The organism is Campylobacter sp. MIT 21-1684, assembly GCF_026241315.1.
Classification (GTDB): domain Bacteria; phylum Campylobacterota; class Campylobacteria; order Campylobacterales; family Campylobacteraceae; genus Campylobacter_D.
This window is the reverse complement of record NZ_JAPHNA010000037.1, coordinates 1-4,218: the sequence shown is the minus strand read 5'-3', so window position 1 is coordinate 4,218 and position 4,218 is coordinate 1. Positions and strand designations below refer to the sequence as shown.

The 4,218-nt window shown below is 40.5% G+C and carries 2 rRNA genes; both read left to right on the top strand.

The features are described from left to right. Positions 1-516: 516 nt before the first annotated feature. A 23S ribosomal RNA gene (locus OQH62_RS08295) occupies positions 517-3,753 on the top strand. Positions 3,754-3,922: 169 nt separating this feature from the next. Then, positions 3,923-4,038 (top strand): 5S ribosomal RNA (gene rrf, locus OQH62_RS08290). Positions 4,039-4,218 lie beyond the last annotated feature (180 nt).

The window sequence follows — 4,218 nt, the reverse complement described above, 5'->3', positions numbered from 1 at the left end:
CTTAACCTATGCTGCAAAGCTAAATGTCTTTTTAAAAAGTAAAATTGTTAAATTTATTGATATTTGTATTAAATGCTGTGGGTAAGTTTATTCTTTAATTTTATATATTTTAAATCAAATTACCCTTATAAAATTTTAAGCAACTTGAAGTATAATTTTAGCTTTACTTTGTAACTTCAAATAAATTATTAAAGATGTAAATATTATAGATTAGTTTTATTTATATTTTATAATTTTTGAAAAAGCTATAAGGCTGTTCTTTTTACTTAATCATTGTTCAAGTCACAAGCAAGTTTTTAAAAACAATTTTACTGAACTTGTTATTTTTTAAGTCTTTTATTTTTCTGTTTTTAGAGAAACAAATCTTTATCATTGTTTTCAAGCAATAAGTTTCTTTTTACTTTAAAGATTTATAAAAACATCATTTAAGCTTCACAACTTAAACTTTCCGTCTTAGAATAAAAGCTTATAAAACTTTAACAAGGAAGTGATGCGTTTTAGAAGAAAAACAAAAAAAGGTAAGCTACGAAGAGCGAATGGTGGATGCCTTGACTGGTAAAGGCGATGAAGGACGTACTAGACTGCGATAAGCTAGGGGGAGCTGTCAAGAAGCTTTGATCCCTAGATTTCCGAATGGGGCAACCCAATACATAGCAATATGTATTACCTTATAAGGAGCGAACGAGGAGAATTGAAACATCTTAGTATCCTCAGGAAAAGAAATCAAAAGAGATTACGTCAGTAGCGGCGAGCGAAAGCGTAAGAGGGCAAACCCAGTGCTTGCACTGGGGGTTGTAGGACTGCATTGTGTAGAAGAGAGTTTAGCAGAATATTCTGGAAAGGATAATCATAGAGGGTGATAGTCCCGTATGCGAAAAACAAACTTCGCTAGCAGTATCCTGAGTAGGGCGGGACACGAGAAATCCTGTCTGAATCCGGGTCGACCACGATCCAACCCTAAATACTACTACCAGATCGATAGCGAACAAGTACCGTGAGGGAAAGGTGAAAAGAACCGCGGTGAGCGGAGTGAAACAGAACCTGAAACCATTTGCTTACAATCATTCAGAGCACGATACTGCATTCCTTAGAGAATTTAGCTAGGGCTTTTGCTTTTGGACGCTTTTTAAGGAGTTTGAAAAAATTTCAATCGGCAGAGGTCTTGCCTCAATCTATTTTTTCTGCACAGCCTCAAAAATCGTCTCAAATTCAAAAAGCCTTGTTTTAGGTTTTTAGTCTTAAAATTCTAGTTTTATAACTAAAAGCAAGAGTAAATTTTCTAAGGAGTGTAGTCGTGTGATGGACTGCCTTTTGCATAATGAACCTGCGAGTTGTGGTGTCTGGCAAGGTTAAGTAAACCGAAGCCGTAGCGAAAGCGAGTCTGAATAGGGCGCTTAGTCAGATGCTGCAGACCCGAAACGAAGTGATCTATCTATGAGCAGCTTGAAGCTAGTGTAAGAACTAGTGGAGGAGCGAACCCGCTAGCGTTGAAAAGCTATGGGATGACTTGTGGATAGGGGTGAAAGGCCAATCAAACTTCGTGATAGCTGGTTCTCTCCGAAATATATTTAGGTATAGCGTTGTGAAGTAGTATAAGGGGGTAGAGCACTGAATGGGCTAGGGCATACACCAATGTACCAAACCCTATCAAACTCCGAATACCTTATATGCAATCACAGCAGTCAGGCGGCGAGTGATAAAATCCGTCGTCAAGAGGGAAACAACCCAGACTACCAGCTAAGGTCCCCAAATCTTACTTAAGTGGAAAACGATGTGAAGTTACTTAAACAACCAGGAGGTTGGCTTAGAAGCAGCCATCCTTTAAAGAAAGCGTAATAGCTCACTGGTCTAGTGATTTTGCGCGGAAAATATAACGGGGCTAAAGTAAGTACCGAAGCTGTAGGTTTGCATACAACTTAGATTATAAATACAAAACTCTCTATAGTAGAGAATCTTTGAAGTCTCTTTCAAAAGAACTTTTTTATCATTCTTATCAAAAGATGAATTTTCTCTCAATAAGTTGTATAATTTAAGTTGTATGCAAGCGGTAGGAGAGCGTTCTATTTGCGTTGAAGATATACCGGCAAGGAGTGTTGGAGCGAATAGAAGTGAGTATGCAGGTATGAGTAGCGATAAAAGGGGTGAGAATCCCCTTCGCCGTAAACCCAAGGTTTCCTACGCGATGCTCGTCATCGTAGGGTGAGTCGGGTCCTAAGTCGAGTCCGAAAGGGGTAGATGATGGCAAATAGGTTAATATTCCTATACCAATAGTAGTGTGCGATGGAAGGACGCTTAGGGCTATGGGGGCTAGCTGATGGAAGTGCTAGTCTAAGGTTGTAGGTGCTTACACAGGCAAATCCGTGTAAGAATACACCGAGAGCTGAAAGGCTCTTCAAAGTCTTCGGATAGCGAGGAGAACCCCAGATGCCGTCGAGCCAAGAAAAGTTTCTAAGTTTAGCTACTATTGCCCGTACCGTAAACCGACACAGGTGGGTGGGATGAGTATTCTAAGGCGCGTGGAAGAACTCTCTTTAAGGAACTCTGCAAAATAGCACCGTATCTTCGGTATAAGGTGTGGTTCATTTCGTATTAGAATGTACTTCGAAAGCGAAATAACTTACAACAAAGAGTCCCTCCCGACTGTTTACCAAAAACACAGCACTCTGCTAACTCGTAAGAGGATGTATAGGGTGTGACGCCTGCCCGGTGCTCGAAGGTTAATTGATGGGGTTAGCATTAGCGAAGCTCTTGATCGAAGCCCGAGTAAACGGCGGCCGTAACTATAACGGTCCTAAGGTAGCGAAATTCCTTGTCGGTTAAATACCGACCTGCATGAATGGCGTAACGAGATGGGAGCTGTCTCAAAGAGGGATCCAGTGAAATTGTAGTGGAGGTGAAAATTCCTCCTACCCGCGGCAAGACGGAAAGACCCCGTGGACCTTTACTACAGCTTGACACTGCTATTTGGATAAGAATGTGCAGGATAGGTGGGAGGCTTTGAGTAATAGACGCTAGTTTATTATGAGCCATTGTTGAGATACCACTCTTTCTTATTTGGGTAGCTAACCAGCTTGAGTTATCCTCAAGTGGGACAATGTCTGGTGGGTAGTTTGACTGGGGCGGTCGCCTCCCAAAAAATAACGGAGGCTTACAAAGGTTGGCTCATAGCGGTTGGAAATCGCTAGTAGAGTATAAAGGTACAAGCCAGCTTAACTGTGAGACATACAAGTCAAACAGAGACGAAAGTCGGTCTTAGTGATCCGGTGGTTCTGTGTGGAAGGGCCATCGCTCAAAGGATAAAAGGTACCCCGGGGATAACAGGCTGATCTCCCCCAAGAGCTCACATCGACGGGGAGGTTTGGCACCTCGATGTCGGCTCATCGCATCCTGGGGCTGGAGCAGGTCCCAAGGGTATGGCTGTTCGCCATTTAAAGCGGTACGCGAGCTGGGTTCAGAACGTCGTGAGACAGTTCGGTCCCTATCTGCCGTGGGCGCAAGAAGATTGAAGAGATTTGACCCTAGTACGAGAGGACCGGGTTGAACAAACCACTGGTGTAGCTGTTGTTCTGCCAAGAGCATCGCAGCGTAGCTAAGTTTGGATTAGATAAACGCTGAAAGCATCTAAGCGTGAAACTAGCTCTAAGATGAATCTTCTCTAAGTTCTGTGCAAGACTAGCACTTTGATAGGCTGGGTGTGTAATAGATGAAAGTCTTTTAGCTGACCAGTACTAATAGAACGTTTGGCTTATCTTAAAAAGTAACTCGTCTTTTTAACTTAGTGTATCTAGTTAAAAATTCTTAGTTATGAAAGCATCACTTCCTTGTTAAGGTTTTTATTAAAAAATCTTCAAGTTGAGTTTTTAAAACAGCTTGTACTTTGATATTGTTTTTTAAGTGTTTATACAAACATTTACATAACAATGTCCGTGATTATACAGATGTGGAAACGCCTTGTCCCATCCCGAACCAAGAAGCTAAGCACATCGTGGGCGATGATACTATACCTTACTGGTAGGGAAAAGTAGCTCATTGCGGACTTTGTTATTGTCTTTATTATTTCTTGTTTTTATTATTATTTATTTTTATTTCTATCTCTTTGTTTCTATTTTTTTTGCTGTTTATTCTCTTTGTTTCTATTTTTTTGTTTATTTATCTTTTTAACTTGATAGTTCTATTTGTCTTTATTGTATTGATTGTTTTTATTGTGAATATGAGTTT